21 protein-coding genes are annotated in these 22076 nt (G+C 68.2%); 10 read left to right on the top strand and 11 right to left on the bottom strand.

Annotated elements, in window-relative coordinates; translation table 11 throughout:
• Positions 1–12: 12 nt before the first annotated feature.
• The 5 genes from lipB to QQZ11_RS01340 form a co-directional block, all read right to left on the bottom strand.
• Complete coding sequence (lipB, locus tag QQZ11_RS01360; RefSeq protein ID WP_284548257.1) at positions 13–726, bottom strand: lipoyl(octanoyl) transferase LipB; 714 nt, start codon at positions 724–726, stop codon at positions 13–15.
• Complete coding sequence (locus QQZ11_RS01355; protein ID WP_022909664.1) at positions 726–1577, bottom strand: undecaprenyl-diphosphate phosphatase; 852 nt, start codon at positions 1575–1577, stop codon at positions 726–728. Before QQZ11_RS01355 ends, lipB begins: the two co-directional genes overlap by 1 nt.
• A gap of 163 nt (positions 1578–1740) precedes the next feature.
• The gene (sucB, locus tag QQZ11_RS01350; RefSeq protein WP_022909665.1) at positions 1741–3618 is read right to left on the bottom strand and encodes a 2-oxoglutarate dehydrogenase, E2 component, dihydrolipoamide succinyltransferase; all 1878 of its coding nucleotides are present in this window, start codon (positions 3616–3618) and stop codon (positions 1741–1743) included.
• A 115-nt stretch (positions 3619–3733) separates the two neighbouring features.
• A complete protein-coding gene (gene lpdA / locus QQZ11_RS01345; RefSeq protein WP_284548255.1) occupies positions 3734–5125 on the bottom strand; it encodes a dihydrolipoyl dehydrogenase in 1392 nt (463 codons plus the stop codon).
• A 2-nt stretch (positions 5126–5127) separates the two neighbouring features.
• Positions 5128–6639 (bottom strand): leucyl aminopeptidase, encoded by a 1512-nt coding sequence (locus QQZ11_RS01340; protein ID WP_284548254.1) that lies wholly within the window; start codon positions 6637–6639, stop codon positions 5128–5130.
• Positions 6640–6780: 141 nt separating this feature from the next.
• On the opposite strand from QQZ11_RS01340, the gene gcvT reads away from it, so the two are divergent.
• Both gcvT and QQZ11_RS01330 read left to right on the top strand, forming a co-directional pair.
• Positions 6781–7902 (top strand): glycine cleavage system aminomethyltransferase GcvT, encoded by a 1122-nt coding sequence (gene gcvT / locus QQZ11_RS01335; protein WP_284548253.1) that lies wholly within the window; start codon positions 6781–6783, stop codon positions 7900–7902.
• Positions 7899–8222 (top strand): hypothetical protein, encoded by a 324-nt coding sequence (locus tag QQZ11_RS01330; protein ID WP_446698797.1) that lies wholly within the window; start codon positions 7899–7901, stop codon positions 8220–8222. The genes gcvT and QQZ11_RS01330 overlap by 4 nt, the downstream gene beginning before the upstream one ends.
• 58 nt (positions 8223–8280) lie before the next feature.
• Here the strand turns inward: QQZ11_RS01330 and QQZ11_RS01325 are convergent, their stop codons facing one another.
• Entirely contained in the window at positions 8281–8499 is a 219-nt protein-coding gene (locus QQZ11_RS01325; RefSeq protein WP_022909670.1) for a hypothetical protein, read from the bottom strand.
• Positions 8499–9197: a DUF3043 domain-containing protein gene (locus QQZ11_RS01320; protein ID WP_284548252.1), complete on the bottom strand. Its 699-nt coding sequence runs from the start codon at positions 9195–9197 to the stop codon at positions 8499–8501. The genes QQZ11_RS01325 and QQZ11_RS01320 overlap by 1 nt, the downstream gene beginning before the upstream one ends.
• A gap of 215 nt (positions 9198–9412) precedes the next feature.
• Between QQZ11_RS01320 and QQZ11_RS01315 the strand changes: the two genes are divergently transcribed.
• The 8 genes from QQZ11_RS01315 to QQZ11_RS01280 all read left to right on the top strand — a co-directional run bounded on the left by QQZ11_RS01315 (position 9413) and on the right by QQZ11_RS01280 (position 16962).
• Positions 9413–10303, top strand: a complete 891-nt coding sequence (locus QQZ11_RS01315) for a PspA/IM30 family protein (protein WP_284548250.1) — start codon at positions 9413–9415, stop codon at positions 10301–10303.
• Positions 10300–10590, top strand: a complete 291-nt coding sequence (pspAA, locus tag QQZ11_RS01310) for a PspA-associated protein PspAA (protein ID WP_284548248.1) — start codon at positions 10300–10302, stop codon at positions 10588–10590. The genes QQZ11_RS01315 and pspAA overlap by 4 nt, the downstream gene beginning before the upstream one ends.
• A gap of 51 nt (positions 10591–10641) precedes the next feature.
• The gene (locus QQZ11_RS01305) at positions 10642–11736 is read left to right on the top strand and encodes a glycerate kinase (protein ID WP_342395073.1); all 1095 of its coding nucleotides are present in this window, start codon (positions 10642–10644) and stop codon (positions 11734–11736) included.
• Positions 11737–11901: 165 nt separating this feature from the next.
• On the top strand, positions 11902–13335 hold the full coding sequence (locus QQZ11_RS01300) for a phosphoglucomutase/phosphomannomutase family protein (RefSeq protein WP_284548246.1): 1434 nt from the start codon (positions 11902–11904) through the stop codon (positions 13333–13335).
• A 155-nt stretch (positions 13336–13490) separates the two neighbouring features.
• Positions 13491–13859 carry a HesB/IscA family protein gene (locus QQZ11_RS01295; RefSeq protein WP_022909676.1) on the top strand — a complete coding sequence of 123 codons (369 nt, stop codon included), beginning with the start codon at positions 13491–13493 and terminating at the stop codon, positions 13857–13859.
• Between the two features lie 90 nt (positions 13860–13949).
• On the top strand, positions 13950–14789 hold the full coding sequence (ctaC, locus tag QQZ11_RS01290) for an aa3-type cytochrome oxidase subunit II (protein ID WP_022909677.1): 840 nt from the start codon (positions 13950–13952) through the stop codon (positions 14787–14789).
• A 17-nt stretch (positions 14790–14806) separates the two neighbouring features.
• On the top strand, positions 14807–16507 hold the full coding sequence (gene ctaD / locus QQZ11_RS01285) for an aa3-type cytochrome oxidase subunit I (RefSeq protein ID WP_446698827.1): 1701 nt from the start codon (positions 14807–14809) through the stop codon (positions 16505–16507).
• Entirely contained in the window at positions 16504–16962 is a 459-nt protein-coding gene (locus tag QQZ11_RS01280) for a cytochrome c oxidase subunit 4 (protein ID WP_022909679.1), read from the top strand. The genes ctaD and QQZ11_RS01280 overlap by 4 nt, the downstream gene beginning before the upstream one ends.
• Before the next feature lie 82 nt (positions 16963–17044).
• Here the strand turns inward: QQZ11_RS01280 and QQZ11_RS01275 are convergent, their stop codons facing one another.
• The 4 genes from QQZ11_RS01275 to qcrA all read right to left on the bottom strand — a co-directional run bounded on the left by QQZ11_RS01275 (position 17045) and on the right by qcrA (position 22048).
• A complete protein-coding gene (locus QQZ11_RS01275; protein ID WP_284548245.1) occupies positions 17045–17566 on the bottom strand; it encodes an NUDIX domain-containing protein in 522 nt (173 codons plus the stop codon).
• A gap of 6 nt (positions 17567–17572) precedes the next feature.
• Positions 17573–19030, bottom strand: a complete 1458-nt coding sequence (locus QQZ11_RS01270; protein WP_284548244.1) for a GuaB1 family IMP dehydrogenase-related protein — start codon at positions 19028–19030, stop codon at positions 17573–17575.
• Between the two features lie 190 nt (positions 19031–19220).
• Complete coding sequence (gene qcrB / locus QQZ11_RS01265; RefSeq protein WP_284550124.1) at positions 19221–20933, bottom strand: cytochrome bc1 complex cytochrome b subunit; 1713 nt, start codon at positions 20931–20933, stop codon at positions 19221–19223.
• A gap of 71 nt (positions 20934–21004) precedes the next feature.
• Positions 21005–22048, bottom strand: a complete 1044-nt coding sequence (gene qcrA / locus QQZ11_RS01260; protein WP_284550122.1) for a cytochrome bc1 complex Rieske iron-sulfur subunit — start codon at positions 22046–22048, stop codon at positions 21005–21007.
• Positions 22049–22076 lie beyond the last annotated feature (28 nt).

Genomic DNA, 22076 nt, shown 5'->3' with positions numbered 1-22076 from the left:
CCAAGGAACGCGTCAGCCGAAGATGCCAACCCCGGGTGTCCGCTCAAGGTCGGGGCTCATGCGGTACGGCTCAAAGGCCAACAACTCGGCCAGCAGGGGTTCCAGGCCGTCGGCTGTCTCGTCCAGACTCGGCACCGGGCCGGTGATCTCGTCGGCCAGCCTGCCCACCCCGGCGTCACTGATCCCGCAGGGAATGATGTTGCCGAAGTCCTGCAGTTCGTTGCTGAGGTTGAGCGCGAACCCGTGCAGGGTCGTCCGCTTGCTGACCCGGATGCCGATGGCGCAGATCTTGCGTTCGGGCTTGCCGTCGCCGGCGGCCAGCCAGACGCCCGTGCGTTCGGGGATGCGTCCCGAGACGACATCGAGGCCAGCCAGCCATCGGATCACGGCTTCCTCGACCCGGCGCACGTAGTCGACGACGCCGATGCCCTCGGTCAACTTCACGATGGGGTAACCGACCAGCTGTCCGGGCCCGTGCCAGGTGATCTTGCCCCCGCGGTCGACGTCGACGACCGGGGTGCCGTCGAAGGGGCGCTCCTCGGGGAGGGTGCGTCGTCCCGCGGTGTAGACGGGCTCGTGCTGCACGTACAGGCACTGGTCAGGCACTTCGCCGGCCGCCACCAAGGCGTGCACCTCACGCTGGAAGTCCCATCCCTGGCGGTACTCGACCAGGCCGGGGAAGCGGTCGTGGTGGTCCCCGAATCCGTGCCTCTGGAACTCAAGCATCAGGCGGTGACCACCTTGGCGATGACCAACACCGCGAGCACGGCGGCGAGCACCACGCGGTAGATGATGAAGGCGGTGAAGGAGTTCTTCGAGACGTACCGCAGCAGCCAGGCGATCGAGGCGTAGGCGACGACGAAGCTGATCACGGTCGCGATCACGGTGTTCCCCCAGCCCACGGTGGTGGCGACCTGGTGGTAGTTCTCGGTGGCCTGCAGGCCACCGGCGGCGACCAGGGCAGGGATGCCGAGGAAGAACGAGAGTCGGGTGGCGGTCACCCGGTCGAACCCACGGAAGAGCCCGGCAGAGATGGTGGCGCCGGAGCGGGAGATACCGGGAAAGACGGGCGAGAGTGCCTGGAAGAGGCCGATCACGATGGCGTCGACGATGGTGACGTCCGACATGCCGCGCAACGACTGGGGCTCACGCCTGGCGGCGTACCGGTCGGCCACCCACATCACGACCGACCACAGGGCCAGCGCAGCGATGATCACCCAGAGGTTGCGCATCGTGGTCTCGATCGCCCCCTGGAAGAGCAGGCCCACCACGGCCACGGGGATCGATCCGAGGATGACTCCCCAGCCGAGGCGGTAGTTCGGGTCGCGACGGGCCTCGGCGTTGGCGAGGCCCTTGCCCCAGGCGGCCGCGATGGCCACGATGTCCCTCCAGAAGTAGGCCACCGCAGCGATGATGGCGCCCACCTGGATGATGGCGGTGAAGGCCGTCATGCCCACCGAGTCGATCTGGTACCCGAGCAGCTTCTCGACCACGTTGAGGTGGCCGGTGCTCGAGACGGGCAGGAACTCGGTGATCCCCTCGACGATGCCGAGCAGAATCGCATGCAACCAGTTCACAGGGTGACTTCCTCTCCGTTTGCCCCCGCACGAGGGCCGAGCTGAGCCTACTGCGCCGCGCAGCGGCAGGTCCGCCGTCCACCGGCGACGACACCGTGCACCCCCCGAAAACGGACGAGGGGCCGACCCTCAGGTCGGCCCCTCGTCGTAGTTGAACCAGCAATCAGAGCTCGGCGGCGAAGTCGCCCTCTTCCAGACGAGCCTTGACGGCGCTCAGGAACCGGGCCGCCTCGGCACCGTCCACCAGTCGGTGGTCGTAGCTGAGCGACAGGAACATCATGTCGCGCACGGCGATGGTGTCGCCCATCACCTTGTCGGAGATGACCACCGGACGCTTCACCAACGCACCGGTGCCGAGGATGGCGACCTGGGGCTGGTTGATGATCGGCGTGTCGAACAAGGTGCCGGCCGAGCCGTAGTTCGTGATCGTGAACGTGCCACCGCCCAGCTCGTCCGGAGTGACCTTGCTGGCACGGGTGCGTGCAGCCAGATCACCGATCTTCTTGGCGATGCCGGCGAGGTTGAGGTCACCCGCATCCTTGATCACCGGGACGAGCAGGCCCTTCTCGGTGTCGACGGCGATGCCGATGTGTTCGGCGGCCGCATAGGTGATGGTGCCGGCGTCGGTGTCGATGGTGGCATTCACCTTCGGGAACTGCTTCAGCGCCTCGACCGCCGCCTTCGTGATAAACGGCAGGTACGACAGCGATGCGCCGTTGCGTGCCTTGAAGGCGTCCTTGTGCTGGGCCCGCAGCCGCGAGATGGCGGTCAGGTCGACCTCGACGGTGGCGGTCAGCTGCGCCGACACCTGCAACGACTCGACCATGCGCTTGGCGATGGTGGCGCGCAGGCGCGAGATCTTCTCGGTGGTGCCGCGCTTGGCAGCTGCATCCGGCGAGACGGTCGTCGGACGAGGTGCCTCGGCAGCGGGGGCAGGCGCAGCGGCGGCCTGCTTGGCAGCCTCCGCAGCCTTCTGCTTGGCTTCCGCCGCGGCGATCACGTCCTGCTTGCGCACCCGGCCGCCCACCCCGGTACCGGTGATCTCGGAGAGCTCGACGCCGTGTTCGGCCGCCAGCTTGCGCACCAGGGGGGTGACATAGCCGGCACCCTCGCCCTCGGACGATGCCTCCGCCCGACGCGGGGTCTCCGCGGCAGGAGCAGCGGCGGCAGGTGCAGCGGGCGCGGGAGCAGCGGGCGCGGGAGCAGCGGGCGCCTTCGGCTCGGGGGCGGCGGGAGCCTTCGGCTCGGGTGCGGGGGCAGCCGCCTCGGGCTCGGGCGAAGTCTGAACAGCCTCTGGCTCAGGCTCGACGGCAGGCGGTGCGGCCTCGGGCTCGGGAGCAGCGGCGGGTGCGGCGGATGCATCGCCGATGATGGCGAGCACGGCGCCGACGTCGGCGGTCTCGTCCTCCTGCACGCGGATCTCGAGGATGGTTCCGGCCACGGGGGAGGGGATCTCGGTGTCGACCTTGTCGGTGGAGACCTCGACGATTGCCTCATCGACCTCGACGGTGTCACCCACCTCCTTGAGCCAGCGCGAGACGGTTCCCTCGGTGACGGACTCCCCGAGAGCGGGCAGCGTGACCTCTGTTCCCTGGGCGGGGCCCGACGAGGCCTGGGCCGGGGGGGCCTGCTGGGCTGCAGGAGCCTCTTCGGCGGCGGGCGCCGCCTGCTGAGCGGGCGCCGGCTCCTCGACCGGGGCGGTCTCCTCGACCGGAACCGAGTCCGAGGGGGGGACCGAGTCGGAGGGGGCGTCCTCGGAAGCATCGCTCGAAGGAGCGGTCTGGTCGCTGCCGGGCGCCTCACTGGCGTCGCCGATCACTGCCAGCACGGCGCCGACGTCGGCGGTCTCGTCCTCCTGCACGCGGATCTCGAGGATGGTTCCGGCCACGGGGGAGGGGATCTCGGTGTCGACCTTGTCGGTGGAGACCTCGACGATTGCCTCATCGACCTCGACGGTGTCACCCACCTCCTTGAGCCAGCGCGAGACGGTTCCCTCGGTGACGGACTCTCCGAGAGCGGGAAGGGTGACTTCGGTCGCCATGGGGCGTGCTCCTTTGCTCTTTCAGCGTTCCCGGTCAGCCTAGCCCCACCGGGTGCGGGCTGCAGGCCACGGGGGTGTGAGGCCCCCACCGGAACAATGCCTGCGTGTCGATTCGTCAGCGATGCACGTGCAACGGGGTACCGGCCAGGGCCAGGAGCGCCTCTCCGAAGGCCTCACCCTGCGTCGGATGGGCATGGATGAGCCCGGAGAAGTCGTCCGGGGTGGCCTCCCAGGCGACGCTGGCCTGTGCCTCGCCGATCAGCTCCGAGACACCCTGGCCCACCATGGTGACGCCCACCACCGGGCCGTCGACCATGCGGATGACCTTCACGAAGCCCTGGGTGCCGAGGATCTGGGACCGACCGTTCCCGCCCAGGTTGTACTCGACCACCTCGACGGCGCCTCGTGCCTCGGCCTGCGCCTGGCTGATCCCCACCGTGGCGATCTCGGGGTTGGAGTAGGTGACCCGCGGGATCAGGTGTTCCGGGACGAGCCTCGGACGGGTCGGCAGACGGCCTCCCAGGTGGGCGATCCGCTCGGCCACGAACATGCCGTGCGCGAATCCACGGTGGGCCAGCTGCAGTCCGGCCACCAGGTCGCCGACGGCGAAGACGCTGGGTACGGCCGTCGCGAGGTTCTCGTCCACCACCACGTACTCACGGTCGAGGGCGACTCCGGCCTCGGCGAAGCCCATCCCGGACGAGACCGGGCCTCGACCCGGGGCGACGAGCATCACGTCGGCGCTCAGGGACGTGCCGTCGGCCAGTTCGACCGTGACCTGGTCGGTGGTGGCCTCGGCCGAGGCGACCCCGACTCCGGTGCGGATCCGGATGCCCCGCTTGGTGAGGGCCCGCTGGAGGGCCTTCGACACGGCCGGGTCCTCGGCCGGGACGAGCCGGTCCAGGGCCTCGACCAAGGTCACCTCGACGCCGAAGGATCGCCAGACCGATGCCATCTCGACCCCGATCACGCCCCCACCCAGGACGATTGCAGTGCCCGGCAGCTCGGTCATCGACAGCGCGTGGTCGCTGGTCAGGATGCGGGTGCCGTCGATCGGCAGCCCGAGGGTGCGAGGCTTCGAGCCGGTGGCAATCACGACATTTCGGGCCCTCACCAACCGGCCGTCGACCTCGACGGCCAGACCCTCGGCATCCCGGACGAGACGTCCGAACCCGGTGACCAACTCGATGTCCCGGCTCCTCACCAGGCCCTGCAGGCCCTGGTGCAGGCGGTCGACCACGGTCTGCTGCCAAGCCACGACCCCGGCAAGGTCGATGCCTTCGAGCGACGAGCGCACGCCCACCTTGCTTCCCTCGCGGGCGCTGTCGGCGACGTGGGCTGCGTGCAGTTGGGCCTTGGTGGGGATGCAGCCGCGGTGCAGGCAGGTGCCACCCAGTTTGTCGGCCTCGACCAGGGTGACCGTCAAGCCGAGTTGGGCGGCCCGCAGGGCGGCCGCGTAGCCGCCGGAGCCGCCGCCCAGCACGACCAGGTCACGGAGCTCGTCCATCGTCAGCGTCCCAAGGAGGCGGCGAGAGCCACCAGCGTCGAGACGGCGGCACCGGTTCCGCCGGTGGAGACGTGGCCGTAGGGCTCGTCGTCATTGAAGGCGGGTCCGGCGATGTCGAGGTGGGCCCACGGGATGGAGCCGCCCACGAACCGCTGCAGGAACGCCGCCGCCGTGAGCGCGCCACCGTAGCGGGGTCCGCCCGACTTCAGGTCGGCCACCTTCGAGTCGAGGCTCTTGCGCAGGTGCTGCGGGATCGGGAGCTGCCAGAACTCCTCACCGGCCGCCTCGGCGGCGTCGAGCACGGTCTCGGCCGTCTCGTGGTCGGAGGCCATCACTCCGGCCGTCCGCAGACCGAGCGCGATCATGCAGGCCCCGGTCAGTGTCGCCACGTCGACCAACAGGTCGGGGGCGTCCTGGCTGGCCCGCGCGAGGGCGTCCGCCATCACCAGACGTCCCTCGGCGTCGGTGTTGACGTTCTCGACCGTCGTGCCGCCGAACATGGTGAGCACGTCCGAGGGACGGTAGGCCGACCCGCTGGGCATGTTCTCGGCCATGGACGCGTACCCGATCACGTGCACCGGCAACTGGAGTTCCGCGATCACCTTCACGGCTGCGATCACCGCCGCAGCGCCCGACATGTCGCACTTCATGGTGTACATGCCGTCAGCCGGCTTGATGTCCAGGCCGCCCGAGTCGAAGGTGATGCCCTTGCCGACCAGGGCGAGTGTCCGCTTGGCGCCGCGTGGCTTGTACTCCAGTCGGGTCAGCCGCGGTGCGCGGGACGACCCGCCACCGACGGCCAGGATGCCGCCATAGCCCTGCTTGGTGAGTTCCTTCTCGTCCAGCACCTCGACCTGCACCGAGCGCAGGTGACTCACGGCTGCGCGGGCCTCGGCTGCGAAGGTCTCGGGGTAGAGCAGGTTCGCGGGGGCATTGATCCAGTCCCGGGCGAGGGTGACACCGCCGGCCACGTGCTGGCCTCGGGTCACCGCGTCCTGAACCGCTCCGGTCGAGGCACTCACCACGATCTCGACGGCCCGGACACCCGGTGCACCCGGCTCGGACGAGACCTTGTCGAAGGTGTAGCCGCCCAACAGGGCACCCTCCGTCGCTGCCTGCACCAGTTCGGGGTCGGCCAGGTCGAGGGAGATGGCCACGGTCACGGCCGTGTCCTTGACCAGCGAGGCCGCCCTGCGCACCGCCGCGCCGGCGGCGGCGCGGACCACCTGGGGGGTCACCTCGGGGTTGCCGAGGCCGACTGCGAGCAGTCGGGTTCCGTCCAGCCGCGGCAACACCGTCACCGTGTTCTCCGTGCTACTGCCACCCAGGTCGAGGGCGAGCGTCGCCAGGTCACCGAACTGCTTCGAGTACGCCTTCGACCAGGCGTCGGGCAGGCCCACGGGAACGGGCCCCCTGGTGCCGTCGGCCAGACCGACGACGAGCACGTCGACGTGCTCGGAGGGCTGCTTCACCACGCTGACCGAAGGAGCCTGGTGGGGGGCGAGAGCTGACATCGTCGTCCTTTCCGGCGGATGGGCCATCCGTGGGTGGCCGGGTGCCAGAGGTCTGGGAGGGTTCTCCCAGCAGGCTAGCGGCTGGGCCCGCGGCGGGCATCCCCGGCGGCGGTGAAGCAGCCGCTGCGATAGCCTCGCCGCATGCCCGAGTTGAAGCATTCGCCCCTGCACGACCGGCACGTCGCCGCTGGCGCCAAGTTCGCCGAGTTCGGGGGTTGGGAGATGCCGTTGGAGTACCTCGGCGGCGGGGTGCTGGCCGAACATCGCGCGGTTCGTGAGGGGGTGGGCATCTTCGACGTCTCCCACTTGGGCAAGGCCACCGTCACCGGGCCGGGGGCGCGGGAGTTCCTCAACCACACCCTCACCAATGACCTCGACAGGATCGTCCCGGGGAAGGCGCAGTACTCGATGCTGTGCAATGCCGAGGGAGGGGTCGTCGACGACCTGATCTGCTACCTCAAGAGCGACGACGAGGTCTTCCTCATCCCCAATGCGGCCAACACCGCCGAGGTCTGCCGCATCCTGACCGGACTGGCCTCGTCCTCGACCGAGTACCAGGGCGTCGAGGTGACCAACCGCCACGACGACTACGCCGTGCTGGCGGTGCAGGGTCCCCACTCCGACGGGGTGCTGGAGGCCATGGGGCTGCCGAGCGGGTTCGACTACATGGGCTTCACCGAGGCCGACCACGACGGTGTCACCTACACCGTCTGCCGTACCGGGTACACCGGCGAGAAGGGCTATGAGTTGGTCGTGCCGTCCGAGATCGCCCCGGGGGTCTGGGACGAGGTGATGAGGGCGGGGGAACCGTTCGGCATCCGTCCCTGTGGTCTCGGAGCGCGTGACACCCTGCGCACCGAGATGGGTTACTCGTTGCACGGTCTCGACATCTCGCCCGGGATCAACCCCGTCGAGGCGGGACTGTCCTGGGCCATCGGGTGGAAGAAGCCATACGAGTTCGAGGGCTCGGTGGCACTGCGACGTGTCCGGGACGAGGGCCCGGCACGGCGGATGCGGGGCCTCAGGGCCATCGGACGAGGGATCCCGCGTCACGGCATGAGCGTCGTCGACGCCGAAGGTGCCGTGCTGGGGGAGGTCACCTCCGGAACCTTCAGCCCGACCCTCAGGTACGGAGTGGGGCTTGCGCTGGTCGACGCTTCGGTCGAACTCGGTGACACCGTCTGGGTGGTGGTGCGCAACCGCCGGGAGGAGTTCGAGGTGGTCAAGCCCCCGTTCGTCACCCCCGGGGTGCGGGCAGCGTGAAGGGCCGCTGGGCACTGGTGCTGCACGCCGCCCTGGTGGTCGTCGGTCTCTCCGCGATCGCCGTCGGGTTCTTCGTCATCGGACGAGGTCCCGTCACCTGCCGCGGCCTGGAGATGCACCCCGGCGACACGTGCATGAAGTCGACCTACACCAGCACCTCGTCCGACCAGGTGCAGTCCTATGAACAGAGGCAGGCAGCAGCCAAGGCCTCGCGTCCGTCGGTGATCGGTACCGGCGCGGCGATCACGGCCTTCGGTGGGATGCTCTGGGCCGCGGAGATCCGCAAGCGCCGCCGGAGCGGTCAGTCCGACCCCCGATGAGCCCCAGCGCAGTTCACCGGCCACTCACCGGCAACGCTGTGACGGAGCACCTGCCGCCTCAGCCGGCGGACAGGCTCATCGGGCCGTAGACGAGGCGGTCCTCCTCGAACAGCGAAACGGTGGTCACCCCGAGGTCTGCCATCTCGGCCCAGGTCTCCGACAGCCACCGCTCTGCGGCCGTCTGGTCGGCGAAGGCCTGGTCGATGCCGAGACCTTCCAGGTCGTCGGCCCCCGACTCCGAACCCGGAGCCGGTTCGGCCACCCAGCGGTAGGCCATCAGTAGGCCTCGCCGCGATTGATGCGGGCGGGGGGCTGGCGGAACCTGCGGATCTGCAACATGCGGTTGTTCGCGTACATCAACAGACCCCGGAAGTTGGGCTGGGACAACCGCTCGTGTGCCTGCTTCTTGAAGCCGCGCCAGACCACCCAGACATTGATGATCCAGCCGATGAACAGGGCGAGCATGGCCAGGGAGAAGACCTGCTGGGCGAGCAGGAACCGCCCGAACCCGATCGACAGGGCGGCGAGCAGGATCATGGTGGGCATCAGGAACTCGGTGAGCGTCCACCGGTGGTCGATGTAGTCGCGCAACAACGCCTTGGTCGGCTCGTTCTCGGCCTCGGCCATCGCCTTCATCCGAACGGTGCGGTTTCGTTCACGCAGCGCCCGCTTGGCGTCCTTGCCCGACAACTGCGGGTTGACCCGGGCCTTGCGAGCGGCCTCCGCCTCGGCCCTGGTGGGGGTGGGCCGGTCCTTCTTGGGGGTCAACCGGGGAGCGGTTCGTTCCGCATCGACCACCGGGGGGGCCACTGCGGGCGCCGCCGGCTGCTTCGTCCTCCGGGGCGAGACAGAAGTGTCCGCGCCGTCGTCGACGGCCTCAGTCCTCGACTGGCTGACCCTGGCTTGGCTCAGCTTGGCCTTCGCCTCGGCGCGCTCGTCGGCCGTCGTCTGCTGGTAGGGGCGGAACAGCGCCACGATGGGGTCCTTCGGTGTCGACGTCGGCTCCGAGTCGGCCCCGGAGCTCGTCCCATCGTAGTCGCGGGACCACCCTGATTCATCCCCGGGTCACCCACCCGGCGGGGCGGCCGGTTGGGATCCACCCTCGAAAGTGACGCCTGCGGTAACTAGGGTGGACCCCGTACGTCGACGCCTGACCACAGGCCTTGACCCCACCCATTGGAAGGACCCGTATGTCTGGCATCTTCTCGCGCATCTCGACCATCTTCCGCGCCAAGGCCGACAAGGCCCTGGACCGCATGGAGGATCCTCGCGAGACCCTCGACTACTCCTACCAGCGCCAACTCGAACTGCTGCAGAAGGTGCGTCGCGGTGTCGCCGACGTCGCCACCAGTCGCAAGCGGGTCGAGCTGCAGGCGAACCAGCTCAACAGCGAGGTCGAGAAGCTGACCCTCTCGGCGCAGCGCGCCCTGGAGGCGAGCCGTGAGGACCTCGCCCGTGAGGCCCTCACCCGCAAGTCCGGACTGCAGGGGCAACTGGCCGACCTCCAGCAGCAGCACGCCACGCTGCAGGGCGAGGAGGAGAAGCTGGTGCGGGCGAGCACGCGGCTGCAGGCGAAGGTGGACGCCTTCCGGACCCGCAAGGAGACCATCAAGGCCACCTACTCCGCGGCTGAGGCGCAGACGCGCATCTCCGAGGCGTTCACCGGCATCAACGAGGAGATGGGCGATGTCGGCCTCGCGATCCAGCGGGCCGAGGACAAGACGCTGCAGTTGCAGGCCCGCGCATCGGCCGTCGACGAACTGCTGGCGTCGGGGGCACTCGAGGATCCCTCGGGAACCTACAAGGACGACATCACCCGCGAACTCGACGCCCTCGCCTCGACCTCACAGGTCGAGAACGAACTCGCGGCCATGAAGGCCCAGTTGTCGGTGGGTTCCGGTCCTGCCCAGTCCCACGGCCAGTTGACCGCGGGCCAGTCAGCCCAAGGTCAGCCGGCGCAGGGTCAGCAGTTCCAGGGTCAGCAGTTCCAGGGTCAACAGTCCCAGGGTCAGCAGTTCCAGGGCCAGCAGGGCTCCGGCCAGCCTGCTGGAGGGGACCCGGTCCAGGAGGGCCAGGCATGATCATCCGGATCATGGGGGAGGGCCAGTACACGGTGCCCGAGGAGTCCTTCCCCGCGCTCAACGAGCAGGACGACCTGATCGAGCAGGCCATGGCGGCCTCAGACCAGGAGGCCCTCACCTCTGCGGTGGAGAGACTGCTGACGATCGTGCGCGAGCAGGGGGTCGAGGTTCCCGACGACGTGCTCACGGACTCGGAGTTGATCCTGCCGGAAGCCTCGGTGCGGCTCGAGGAGATGCGTGCCTGGCTCGATGACTCCCCTGAGTACGACGGCCTCATTCCCAGCTGACGGGAACGGCTGACAGACTGGACCCGTGACCCAGTCCTCCGCCCGGTGGCGATGATGCGCGTCGTCATCGCCACCGATTCATTTCCTGCCGTGTCCTCCGCACTGGCCGGCGCTGCCATGGGCGAGGCCTTCGCCGACCGGGGTGCCGAGGTGGCCGTGGTGCCGATCGGGGCGGCAGGACGAGGCTTCTCGCAGGCGGCGAGCGACCTGTTGCGCGCCCCTGTCGAGCTGATGACGGTCGCTGGGCAGGTGTTCACCCTCACACGGCAGGGCGGCACGAGTGTGCTGTCGGTCGCCGGCGACCCAGACCTCCTCCCCACTCGCAGGATCGACCGTCACTCGACGTCGGTGGTGATCGGACGAGCCGTCGCGCTCGTGCTCGCCGACTCCCCGGACGAACTGGTGCTGGAGATGCCCGCCACGACGATCCATGACGGGGGAGCAGGGCTGCTGGCGGCCCTGGGGGCGGTCGCGGACAAACCCCTGGATGCGGGGGTGGAAGGGCTTCGGGGAATCACGTCGGTTGACCTCGGCGCCGTGCGGGCCCTGGTGGGTCGGACCCGAATCAGCCTGGTCGTCGAGGCGGACGAGGTGGCCCGCCACCTGGTGGGACTGCGTGGCATCACCTCGGTGCGCGGTCACGCCGCCGGAGTGGTCAGTGATCCCGCCGACCTGCTCGCCCTCGACCAGAACCTGGTCGACCTGGCGGCTGCCTGCGGCTCGGTCGAGAGTGTCAGCGCCGGCTCCGGGGCCGGGGGAGGTCTGGGCTTCGCCTGCCTGCTGCTGGGTGGCCGGGTGCTGACCGGCAGCCAGTGGTGCAGTGAGCACTCAGGTCTGCCCACCACCGCCAAGGCGGCCGACCTGGTCGTGTCGGGCGGCGGGAGGCTGGACTTCGGCAGCATGGGTGGCGAGGTGCTGACCCACGTCACGCAGGTGGCCGGGGACGCCCTTCGTCCGGTGGTGGTGGTGGCCGGGGCCAACTTCATCTCCGCTCGGGAACTGCGCAGCGTCGGGGTGGAGGCGGCGTATTCCGTCAGGCCGGGAGCGGACGACGTCGACACGATCACCGTCGAGGAGATCACCGAGGCCACCCGCGCGGTGGCTGCCTCGTGGACGTGGCCACCGCTGGGCGGCGGCCCCGAGTGAAGTGCCGACTGAGTGATCGCGCCGACTGGGTGAACCTGCCGACTGGGTGAACCTGCCGACTGGGTGAACGGGCACACTGAGTGATCGCGCACTGGCGCCGAGCATCTGGCTGGTGAGGGTGCGGGAGCCTTGGGGGGCGGCGTCGCCGCGGCATAGCGTCGGGGCATGATCGAGTTCGGAACCGGCGGATGGCGCGCCATCATCGCTGACGGCTTCACCCGCGAGAACGTCCGACTGCTCAGCCAAGGGCTGGCCGATCGAGCCTGGCGCGAGCACCCCGGCGGACGTGACGCCGCGCAGCCTCCCGTGATCGCCATGGGTTACGACCGCCGATTCCTCTCGCGTGAGGCGACCTACTGGGCTGCCGAGGTACTGGCAGGCAACGGTGTCCAGTGCCACCTGATCGACCGTTCCGCCCCCACCCCGTTGGTGATGTTCACCACCCGGGAGTTGGACTGCGCCTATGGGATGGCCGTCACGGCCAGCCACAACCCCGCCCTCTACAACGGCATCAAGGTCTTCACCCGGGGCGGGCGCGACGCCGACGCGGACACCACGGCCGAGTTGCAGGACGAGATCAATGCCCTCACCCACGACGACGTGTCGTCGGTGGCCACAGAGGTGGGCGTGGAACGCGGCCTGATCCGCGTCTCCACCTCGTTCAACGACTACATCGACGCGATCATCGAACAGGTCGACATGCAGGCGATCCGTGATTCGGCGCTGTCGATCATCCTCGACCCCATGTTCGGGGTGGCACGCACCTGCCTCGAGACCATCCTGGTCACGGCCCGCTGCCAACTCGAGGTGATCAACGACCGCCGTGACACCCTGTTCGGCGGCAAGCTTCCCTCGCCCAACGTCGACACCCTGCGGGTGCTGCGCCAGACCGTGCTCGACCGGGGTGCCGACCTGGGCATCGGCACCGACGGGGACGCCGACCGGCTCGGGATCATCGACGACCGGGGCAACTTCCTGCACCCCAATCAGATCCTGGTGCTGCTGTACCACTACCTGCTGACCGTCAAGGGCTGGAAGGGACCGGTGGTGCGGAACCTGGCCACGACACACCTGCTCGACCGGGTCGCTGCCGCCCACGGTGAGGAGTGCTTCGAGGTCCCGGTCGGGTTCAAGCACATCTCGGCCGGTATGGAGGCACACGGGGCGATCATCGGCGGCGAGTCGTCCGGTGGTCTGACGGTCCGTGGTCACATCCCCGGCAAGGACGGCATCTACGCCGCCTCCCTGCTGGTGGAGGCGATCGCGGTCAGTGGCAAGAAACTCTCGGAGCTCTACGCAGACATCGTCGACGAGTACGGACGACTCGAGATGGTCGAGACCGACTTCGCCTTCTCGGATGCGCGCAAGACCGAACTGGTCGCACAACTGATGCAGGCCCACGACCTGCCACCGTTCGGCGCGGCGGTCGAGAAGGTGAGCTGGCTCGACGGATGCAAGGTGCGCTTCACCAACGGTGGCTGGGTGGTGATCCGCTTCTCGGGAACCGAACCGGTGCTCAGGGTCTTCGCCGAGATGCCGACCCTGGACGAGGCCCAGGCCGTGGTCGACGAGGTGACCGCCTACTACCGTCTGGGCTGATGGCCGGGCGCTTGGGAGTGATGGGCGTCGGCGGTAGACTCTGGCGCAGCCCAACTCGTCACCCCCGGGAATACGCGGGATCGGCGGCGGGTTGAGCGATTGAGGTGGAGGCCGGACACATCGGCCCACCACAGTTGTCACCCGAGAGGACATCCATGACCACCACCACCGAGTCCCAGGTCGATACCGAGTCCCAGGTCGCCGGCATCGCCCTCACCGACGAGGCTGCGGCCAAGGTGAAGGCACTGCTCGACGGCGAGGGTCGTGACGACCTGGCACTGCGCGTCGCCGTGCAGCCCGGCGGCTGCTCCGGCCTGCGCTACCAGTTGTTCTTCGACGAGCGTCAGCTCGACGGCGACGTCACCAAGACCTATGGCTCCGTCAGTGTCGTGACCGACCGCATGAGCGCGCCCTACCTGTCGGGTGCAACCATCGATTTCGTCGACACGATCGAGAAGCAGGGCTTCACCATCGACAACCCCAACGCGCAGGGCTCGTGCGCGTGTGGCGACTCCTTCCACTGAGTCGGCACGGCTTTCCCATCCTACGACCGCCCCCGTTGGCGGGCGAGACCGGGAGGGCCTATATGCGTTAGTGTGCGGGGTGTGAACCGTATGCGTAGCGCGAAGCGCCTCGCCACCGTGGGCGGGGCCCTGGCCCTGCTTGCCCTGGCAGGTTGCAGCCAGGAGACCCAGCAGCAGGCCGCCCGCTTCGGTCTGCTCCCGCCCGCGTCCGACCGCGCACCCCACATGGGCAACCTCTGGGTCGGCGCCTGGATCGCCAGCCTCACGGTCGGCGTCCTGGTCTGGGGCCTGATCTTCTACGCCATCATCCGGTTCCGTCGCACGCGCACCAACCAGGTGCCCCGGCAGTCGAAGTACCACCTGCCGATGGAGCTCCTCTACACGCTCGTGCCCTTCCTGATCATCGGCGTGCTCTTCTTCTTCACCATCCGGGCGCAGAACGACACCTTGGCCAAGGTCGACCAGCCCGACAAGACGATCAACGTCGTGGGTCAGAAGTGGTCGTGGACCTTCAACTACATGGAGAAGGACAACCCGGCCGTCGGCGAGACGGTGCACACGGTCGGCACCATGTCGCAGATCCCCACCCTGTACCTGCAGGAGGGCAAGACGGTCCGGTTCAACCTCAAGTCCGCCGACGTCATCCACTCCTTCTGGATCCCGGCGTTCTACTTCAAGCTCGACGTGATCCCGGGGCACCCGAACTCCTTCGACGTGACCCCCACCAAGATCGGGGAGTACGACGGCAAGTGCGCCGAACTGTGCGGCACCTACCACGCCCACATGATCTTCAAGGTCAAGGTCGTCGACGAGAAGACCTACAACCAAGAGATGAGCAAGCTGAAGGCAGCCGGCAACACCGGTGAGATCGTTCCGCCGGTCTCGGCCACTGCTCTTCCGTCCGAAACTCCTCAGGAGGAGGGCAAGTGAGTGCCGTCACCCGCAACGTGGTGGACGAGGTCGCACCTCGCACCCACGGCTTGGGATCCAAGGTCCTCGAGTACATGACCACGACCGATCACAAGAAGATCGGCAACCTGTACTTCGTCACCACCATGTTCTTCTTCTGCTTCGGTGGTCTGCTCGCGCTCGGCATCCGCCTCGAGCTGGCTGCCCCGGGTCTGCAATTCATGCACCAGGAAGTGTTCAACCAGCTGTTCACGATGCACGGCACGATCATGCTGCTGATGTTCGCGACCCCGCTGTTCGCAGGCTTCGCCAACGCCATCATGCCGCTGCAGATCGGTGCCCCCGACGTCGCGTTCCCGCGGTTGAACATGTTCTCGTACTGGCTGTACCTGTTCGGGTCCATCGTGGCCTGCTCGGGCTTCCTCAGCCCCTCAGGCGCGGCCTCGTTCGGCTGGTTCGCCTACGCCCCGCTCTCGGACGCCATCAACTCACCCGGCGTCGGCGGCAACCTGTGGATCGTCGGCCTCTACGTGCTGGGCCTCAGCTCGATCATGGGCGCGGTCAACTTCGTCACCACCATCATCACGATGCGTGCCCCCGGCATGACCATGTTCCGGATGCCCATCTTCACCTGGAACATCCTGATCACCTCGATCATGGTGTTGCTGGTCTTCCCCGTGCTGGCCGCCGGCCTGCTGGTGCTGCTGGCCGACCGTGTGCTCGGCAGCCACATCTTCGACGCGGCCAATGGTGGCCCGATCCTGTGGCAGCACCTGTTCTGGTTCTTCGGCCACCCCGAGGTCTACATCGTCGCCCTGCCGTTCTTCGGCATCATCACCGAGGTGCTCCCGGTGTTCAGCCGCAAGCCCGTGTTCGGCTACGTCGGACTGGTCTTCGCCACCTTGGGTATCGGCATGCTGTCGGTCGCGGTCTGGGCCCACCACATGTTCGTGACCGGTGCCGTGAGCCTGCCGTTCTTCAGCTTCATGACGTTCCTGATCGCGGTGCCCACCGGCGTCAAGTTCTTCAACTGGATCGGCACCATGTGGGGCGGGTCGATCAGCTTCGACACCCCCATGCTCTGGGCGCTCGGCTTCCTGACCACCTTCCTGTTCGGCGGACTGACCGGCATCATCCTCGCCAGCCCCCCGCTCGACTTCAACGTCTCCGACACCTACTTCGTGGTCGCGCACTTCCACTACGTGCTGTTCGGCACCGTGGTGTTCGCGATGTTCGCGGGCTACTACTACTGGTGGCCCAAGTTCACCGGCCGCATGCTCGACGACACCTGGGGCAAGATCCACTTCTGGTTGCTGTTCGTGGGCTTCCACACCACCTTCCTGGTGCAGCACTGGCTGGGCGTCGAGGGCATGCAGCGACGCATCGCCGACTACGGCGCGTGGGAGGGTTTCACGACCCTGAACCAGGTCTCGACCTTCGGCGCGTTCCTGCTCGGGGTGAGCTTCATCCCCTTCTTCATCAACGTGTGGATCTCGCGGCGGGGCCCCAAGGTCACCGTGGACGACCCCTGGGGCTGGGGCCGGTCGCTGGAGTGGGCCACCTCGTGCCCTCCGCCCCGGCACAACTTCAGCCGACTTCCCCGCATCCGTTCGCCCTACCCCGCCTTCGACGCGGCGCACCCGGAACTGGCCGGTGAGCCCGAGGGAACGGCCGACAAGCCGGCGGTGGCCCAGATCATCGAGGGCCAGCAGATTCTCGACAAGGAGCAGGCACTGTGAGCCGGACCGACTACCGCAAGAGGGCTGAGGGCAAGGGCCAGCGCGTTCGCCGGGCCCTCTCGGCCGAGGCGTGGGTGTTCGGCACCATGATGATCTTCTTCATGCTCACCGCGCCCATCTACTACTTCTCGTCCCACGAGGTGGCGGGCACCACTGCCCTCAGCCTGGCCATGTTGCTGAACATGACCCTGTTCGTCTACCTGGCGATCATCGGCCGTGAGATCGGTGGGCCACGCCCCGAGGACGATCCCGAGGGCGAGATCGTGCACGGCGCGGGCACCTTGGGGTTCTTCCCCCCGAGGAGCATCTGGCCCTTCTGGTGCGCGCTGTCGATCACGGTGATCTTCCTCGGGCCGGTGTTCGGCTGGTGGATCTCGCTGATCGGCATTGCCGTCGGCTACTGGGCTGCCAGCGGGCTCATCTTCGAGTACTACCGCGGCGACTACGCCCACTGAGCCGGGTGCGGCTCCCGGGGCCTGGGCGTGTCCGGGGTGCTGATGGTGCCAAGGGGCTGTCGCCTGGCCCGCTCCGGGGCCCTCAGAGCAGGCGCGGCTCGTCCAGCCCGAACCTGACACCCGGGGTGCCGCAGCCAGTCCTGTGATCGACGGCCCACTGGAGTGACAGTCGATGGCGCTCCGGCATGGGCGGCAGGTCGTCGACCGGGCGCCACTCGATCGCCAAGGACTCCTCGTCGGCCACGTGGGCGTCCTGGCCGTCACCCACCGGTCGTCCGACGAAAGCCAGGTCGAGGTACTGCACCTGGTGGCCGTTGCCGGCGATGGTGTGGTGGGGGAGCGCCCTCACCGCCAACAGCGCGTCGATGGTGATGGCGATGCCCGCCTCCTCCATCGCCTCCCTGACGGCGCACACGTCGGGGTCCTCGCCGGGGTCCACCGAACCGCAGATGGGGTTCCAGCAACCGTCGTCGGAGCGTTGCTGCACCAGCACCTCGAGCACCCCGTCGCGTTCGCGCAGGATGTGCACCGAGACGCCGGGAGCCCAGATCAGGTCGTTGCCGATCTTCTCGCGCAGTCGGGCATGGTATTCAGGGATGGGCACGGCCGTTCACCAGCTCGCGTGCAGCGGTCGTCCCTCGTCGTAGCCCGAGGCCGACTGCACACCGACGACGGCCTTCTCCGCGAACTCGGTCAGATTGGCCGCACCGGCGTAGGTGCACGACGACCGGACACCCGAGGTGATCCAGTCCACCAGGTCCTCCACGCCGGGACGAGCGGGGTCGAGGTACATCCGCGACGAGCTGATGCCCTCCTCGAAGAGGGCGGCGCGGGCACGGTCGAAGGCCGACTGGTTCATCGTCCGGTGCCTGACGGCACGCGCGGAAGCCATGCCGAAGGACTCCTTGTACTGGCGCCCCTGGTGGTCGACCTGCATCTCACCGGTGGACTCATGGGTGCCGGCGAACCACGACCCGATCATCACCGAGCCGGCCCCGGCCGCCAGGGCGAGGGCGACGTCGCGGGGATGGCGCACACCACCGTCGGCCCAGACGGAGCCGCCGAGTTCGCGAGCGGCCTCGGCACATTCCAGGACGGCGCTGAACTGAGGACGACCGACGCCGGTCTGCATGCGGGTCGTGCACATTGCGCCCGGCCCGACCCCGACCTTGATGACGTCGGCGCCGACCTCGATCAGATCCTGCACTCCCTCACGGGTGACGACATTGCCGGCGACCATGGGAATGCGGCGACCGGTCTCGGAGCGGAAGGCGTCGCGCACCTCCCGCACCCTGCTGAGGGCGTCGATCATCTTCTCCTGGTGCCCGTGGGCGGTGTCCATCACCAGCACGTCGGCGCCGGCCTTCAGCAGTGCCCGGGCACGAGCCTGGACGTCTCCGTTGATGCCGACGGCGGTCCCGATCATGAGGTGTCCGAGCGGGTCGAGGGCTGGGGTGTAGAGGGCGGCGCGCAGGGCTCCGCGCGAGGTCATCAGTCCCACCAGTCGTCCGTCCCCGTCGACGGCGAGCGCCACCTTCTGGTGGTGCTCCTTGAGCACGTTGAAGACGTCCTCGGGGCTGTCATCGGGTGAGACGAGGGTGAGGTCGGTGGTCATCACCTCGTGCACCTGCGCGAAGCGGTCGACACCGTCGGCCTCCAGGGGCGAGACCTGGCCCACGGGGCGCCCGTCCTCGACGACGATCACCACTCCGTGGGCGCGCTTGTGCAGGAGCAGCATGGCCTCGCCCACGGTCGTGTCGGGGCCCACGGTGATGGCGGTGTCGAAGACGGTGTGGGCGGCCTTCACGCGCGCGATGGACGAACCCACCACGTCGGTGGGGATGTCCTGGGGGAGCACGGCGATACCGCCGCGGCGTGCGATGGTCTCGGCCATCCGTCGTCCCGAGATGGCGGTCATGTTGGCGACCACCAGTGGCAGCGGCGTCCTGAGCCCATCGGTCGAGGTGAGGTCGACGTTGAGGCGGGAACCAACCACGGACCGGTTGGGTGCCATGAACACGTCGTTGTAGGTCAGGTCGTACCCGGGTCGCTCAGTCAGAAAACGCACGTGGTTGATTCTCTCACGAATCCAACGATCCGCCGCTTCGGCCGGGACTGCCAGTGCGGGGATCGCCTGGTGGCGCGTGGATGGTCGGACCGCAGGGGAGTGGGGTGGACCGGGGCGGGAAGCCAGGAGGTCTGGGAAAGGCATCGGCGGGACCCCTGTGGGATCCCGCCGATGGTTGCTGTGACCTGGCTCAGTGGCGAGCCGAGAGTTCCCGCGGATTCTGGGCCGACTCGACGGCGCGATCGGCCCCGTCCTGGTCGGCCCCGTGCTGGTCGACCCCGTACTCGTCGGGCCCGTGCGGGTCCACCCCGTCGACGCCGTCCCCGTGGTGGTGGGCAGCCTCGATCTCGGCCCGGGTGGGCTTGGGGATCTGGTGGCCCGCGAACCAGTGCGACAGGGCGGCGCGCAATCGGCTCACCTTGCGGGACGGATCGGGGACGCCGTTCTCGTCCAGACCGGGCGACGCCTGGGCCACCGGGATGACCGGGTGCTGGGTGAGGGTGTAGGCGGCATCGATGTCGATGGGCGCGTGCGGTTCGGAGTAGCTGCCATCGATCGAGCGTTCGATGATGCCTGTCTCCGACCCGTGCAACACCCGCTCGCGGTCGCTTCGCTGAAGGGCCAGGCAGATGCGCTTGGTGATCAGGAAGGCGATCACGGGCGCCACGAAGACGGCCACCCGCATGACGTGGGTGACCACGTTCAGGCTGACATGGAAGTGCGTGGCGATGATGTCGTTGCCCCCGGCCAGCCAGAACATGGCGTAGCAGGTCATGCCGGCGACTCCCAGCCCGGTGCGGGTCGGGGCATTGCGCGGACGATCGAGCAGGTGGTGGTTCCGCGTGTCGCCGGTGATCCAGCGTTCCACGAACGGCCACACGCCCAGGGCGGTGAACAGCAGCCCCATCAGGCCGACACCGGGCAGGAAGATGTTCCAGGACCAGGTCGTCGAACCCAGGTGCCATTCCCAGTTGGGCATGATGCGGATGGCGCCCTCGACCCAGCCCATGTACCAGTCCGGCTGCGAGCCGGCGGTCACCTGGGCGGGGTTGTACGGGCCGAACTTCCAGACGGGGTTGATCTGCATGAACCCGCCCATCAGCATCAGGATGCCGAAGACCACGAAGAAGAAACCGCCTGCCTTCGCGGCGTAGACCGGGAACATCGGGTAGCCGACGACGTTCTGCTCGGTGCGCCCCGGGCCGGGGTACTGGCTGTGCTTGTGGTAGACGACCAGGCCGATGTGACCGGCGATGAGTCCCAGCAGGATGGCGGGCACCAGCAGGATGTGCACCATGTAGAGACGCGGGATCACCAAGGTGCCCGGGAACTCGCCGCCGAAGACGAAGAACTCCGCCCACGTGCCGATCAGCGGGATCGAGCGGATGAGCCCGTCCACGAACCGCAGGCCGGTTCCCGACAGCAGGTCGTCGGGCAGCGAGTACCCGGCGAAACCCTCGATGGTGGCCAGCGCGAACAGGCCGACACCGATCAGCCAGTTCACCTCGCGGGGCTTGCGGAAGGCTCCGGTGAAGAAGACACGCAGCATGTGTGCAGTGGCGGCAGCCACGAACAGGATGGCGGCCCAGTGGTGGATCTGGCGGACCAGGAGGCCGCCACGCACGTCGAAGGAGATGTCGAGGGTCGAGGCGAACGCTTCGGACATCTGGATGCCCTTGAGCAGCTGGTAGGAACCCTCGTAGTCGATCTCGGCCATCGACGGCTTGAACCAGACGGTCAGGAAGACACCGGTCAGCAACAGCACGATGAACGAGTACAGCGCGACCTCGCCCAGCAGGAAGGACCAGTGGTCGGGGAACACCTTGCGCAGGCCACCCTTGCCGGCGGTGGCCAGACCGAGGCGGTCGTCAGCCCAGCCGAGGACTCCCGACAGGGGCTTCATGGCATGAGGTTTGCCCGGGGTCTGCACCTCGGTTGCCTCGGAGCGATCGGTCACTCCAGCACGGCTGGCCATCAGTTGTCGCCCTTCTTGTAGTCGTGGCGCGAGTCACGCTCGAAGTACGAGGGGCCCACCGGGACGGTGAAGTCGGACTTCGCCACCAGGAACCCGTCACCGTCGACGGCGATCGGGAGCTGCGGCAGCGAGCGGGCTGCCGGGCCGAAGACCACCACACCGGAGTCACCGAGGTCGAAGGTCGACTGGTGACAGGGGCACAGCAGGTGGTGGGTGGTGCGTTCCCACAGCGAGATCGGGCAGCCCACGTGGGTGCAGATCTTGGAGTAGGCGAGGATCCCCGCGACATGCCAGTCCTTGCGCGAATCGGGGATCTTGATGCGTTCGGGTTCCATGCGCACGATCACGATCGGCGACTTGGCCTTCTCCCGCACGAACTGGGCGCCGTGTTCGTCCTTGAGGTTCTCCGGCTCGGCGTTGACCAAGGAGCCGATCTCGAGCTCGGAGGCCTTGATGGGTTCGTAGGTGACGTCATTGACCAGCTTGACGCCCTCGGCCCACAGGGTCTTCTCGATGGTCGCGGCGCGCAGTCCGGAGCCCGGGTGCGGTCCCATGTCGGCGAACATCACCACCACGGGCAGCAGGATGGTGCCGACGGCACCCACGAGCGCACCACCGATCAGCTTGCGCCGACCGAGACCGGAGTCGGCGGCCCCCTCGTCCCACATCTGGGCCACGGCAGCGCGATCCTCGGCCGGGGAACTGGCCGGATGGCGCATCTCGACCATCTCGTGGTCGTTCATGATCTGCTTGGCCCAGTGGATGCAGGCGAGCCCGATCAGGAGCACCGCCAGGCCGCCCGTGAGACCCAGTGACAGGTGCAGGGCGTTGGAGTGCAACGGCCCGTAGTCGAAGACCCGGTCCTTGGGAACGGCGAAGTAGCAGACCACGAACGCGATGGCCAGCAGCGGCACGAGGGCCAGCATGCCGAGCACCTGGACGTAGGCACGGTTGCCGGCGGAGGTGTTCACATCGGTGTAGCGGGGGCCCTCATGGGGCAGGCCGGGGTCGGCGATGGGGCCGACGTGTTCGACGGTCGCCATTGCGGTGCCCGCGTCATGCGCGCCCGCA

Source organism: Aestuariimicrobium sp. T2.26MG-19.2B (assembly GCF_950101875.1).
Classification (GTDB): Bacteria; Actinomycetota; Actinomycetes; order Propionibacteriales; family Propionibacteriaceae; genus Aestuariimicrobium; species Aestuariimicrobium kwangyangense.
Note: the sequence above shows the minus strand (reverse complement) of the source record. Positions and strands in the feature narration are given on the sequence as shown.